Raw genomic sequence first — 2157 nt, forward strand, 5'->3', positions numbered from 1 at the left:
TTTTAACAATCAAGTTGCATTTATGACTTGAATCCAGCTATTAAAAAAATGCCCTTTACATTTTTAATGATTAATTGTGAGCTGGGTAATTTTTTGAATCCTAACATAACCAATGCACCAACTCCAAATAAGAAACGCCAAAAACCTGCTTCAATGAAACCTACTTCTTTCAATATTATTTTTGCTAAGTGAAAAATTCAGTCTTAAAAAAATAGTCGCAAGAATCTAGTATAGTCTTGCTTTCATTATTTTTTCACATGTAAAGGTCTAACTTCAATTTCTACGTGATGGTAGTTAGGCGATGACACTAAACAGTGTAAAATTGTGCTTGCGATATCTTCAGGTTTTATCATATTCTCATTTGCTGTTGCACCATCAATTTCATCAAAGAAATTTGTTCGTACTGAACCTGGATATATACAGGTTACCTTTATTCCGTGGTTTCTTACTTCCTTATATAATGCTTTAGAAAGCCCTCTTACTGCAAATTTAGTAGCACAATATCCACTTAAGGTTTCAATACCCGTATTCCCAGCAACAGATGAAATATTAATAATGTGTCCATATTCTATTTTTTTCATTTGAGGTAAAACTAAACGAGAGGTATAAAAAATACCATTTACATTGGTATCGAACAATTGTTGCCATTCTTCTATTTTTAAATCTTCGAAGAGAGACGAATAACCCAAACCAGCATTATTAATTAGGATATGAATATCATTTCCAAAATGTGATGTGGTTTCTTTATAGCCATTCTCTACTGATTTGACATCACTAATGTCTACCTGAATATATTTAAAATTTGGATGTTTAATTTCTGTATGTGAACGACTCCAACCAGCTACACTTGCACCATTATCGAGTAAAGCCATTACTGTCGCGAGTCCAATTCCTCTACTAGACCCTGTAAGTATGGCTACTTTGTTATTTAAATTCATTTTTTAATTTAATATTTCGTACTATTAATGAGGCATGTATTCTTGAATTTTCAATAAACCATTTGTGAGTTTCCATTCCACCCCAAACAACTCCTGCGAGATACATTCCTTTAATATTAGTTTCCATTGTTTCATTATTGTACTGAGGTGATTTTTTGTCATTATTGGAAATTTTGATGCCTATTTTTTGAATAAAATCAAAATTTGGTTTGTATCCTGTTAAAGCTAACACATAATCATTTTTAATGATTATTGTTTTTCCTATAGAATTAATAATTACTTCATCTTCCTTAATTTCTTTCAATGCCGAATTAAAAAACACATTTATGTCTCCTGCCATTATTCTATTTATTATATCCGGTTTTACCCAGTATTTTACTCGCGAACCTATTTCTGTATCACGAATAATCATTGTAACATCACCTCCTTTTCTATATATTTCCAGTGCGGCATCTACCGCAGAATTACTCGAACCCACTACAATAACTTTCTGATGTGCATAGAAATGTGGGTCTTTATAATAGTGTGAAACTTTGGGTAAATTTTCTCCAGGAATATTTATCTTATTAGGAATATCATAAAAACCTGTAGCAATTATTACATTTTTAGCCAAGTAGGATGATCGAGTTGTTTTCACCCTAAATGCTTCGTCCTGCTTTTCTATTGTTTCTACTTCTTCAAAAAGATTAATATTTAATTTTCGAGAATGGGTAATGCGCCTATAGTACTCTAATGCTTCTGATTTTAAGGGTTTTTCGTTATTACTTATGAACGGAATATCATCAATTTCCAATTTATCTGAAGTCGAAAAAAAAATCATCCCTTGTGGAAAATTGTATAAAGAATTTACGATACATCCCTTTTCTATGATTAAATTGGAGAGTTCTCCCTTAACTGCTTCAATTCCACAGGCAATTCCTATCGCCCCTCCCCCTATGATTATAACATCTATCTTTTTCATCGATTAAATAACTTACACTTTCCTGAGTGCGAAATTAAAGATGCTTGAAATAAGAAAGATTGTCTTATGTCAACATTTCCATATTATTTAGTTTTGCTCTCAACTTACTCAACGTAGAATTGGTCATGCCTAAATAGGATGCAACTGCCTTACTCGAAATACGCGACAGTAATTTAGGTTCATGCTCCATGATCCATTGGAGTTTATCAATGCCTTCCATACCTAAAAAACTATAAATTCGCATTTGTGAATGAATAA

Annotated in this window: 3 protein-coding genes and 1 pseudogene; all 4 read right to left on the reverse strand. The window is 31.9% G+C overall.

Translation table 11 applies throughout. The features are described 5' to 3' along the window. Positions 1-20: 20 nt before the first annotated feature. Entirely contained in the window at positions 21-173 is a 153-nt protein-coding gene (locus tag CXF67_RS18225) for a hypothetical protein (protein WP_180957946.1), read from the reverse strand. A gap of 72 nt (positions 174-245) precedes the next feature. Then, positions 246-938 carry an SDR family oxidoreductase gene (locus CXF67_RS09460; protein WP_102088539.1) on the reverse strand — a complete coding sequence of 231 codons (693 nt, stop codon included), beginning with the start codon at positions 936-938 and terminating at the stop codon, positions 246-248. Further along, the gene (locus CXF67_RS09465; RefSeq protein ID WP_102088540.1) at positions 925-1899 is read right to left on the reverse strand and encodes a YpdA family putative bacillithiol disulfide reductase; all 975 of its coding nucleotides are present in this window, start codon (positions 1897-1899) and stop codon (positions 925-927) included. Before CXF67_RS09465 ends, CXF67_RS09460 begins: the two co-directional genes overlap by 14 nt. A gap of 64 nt (positions 1900-1963) precedes the next feature. Continuing rightward, positions 1964-2157: pseudogene (locus CXF67_RS09470) on the reverse strand (hypothetical protein); the annotation flags it as partial.

This window comes from Psychroflexus sp. MES1-P1E (genome assembly GCF_002836055.1).
Classification (GTDB): domain Bacteria; phylum Bacteroidota; class Bacteroidia; order Flavobacteriales; family Flavobacteriaceae; genus Psychroflexus.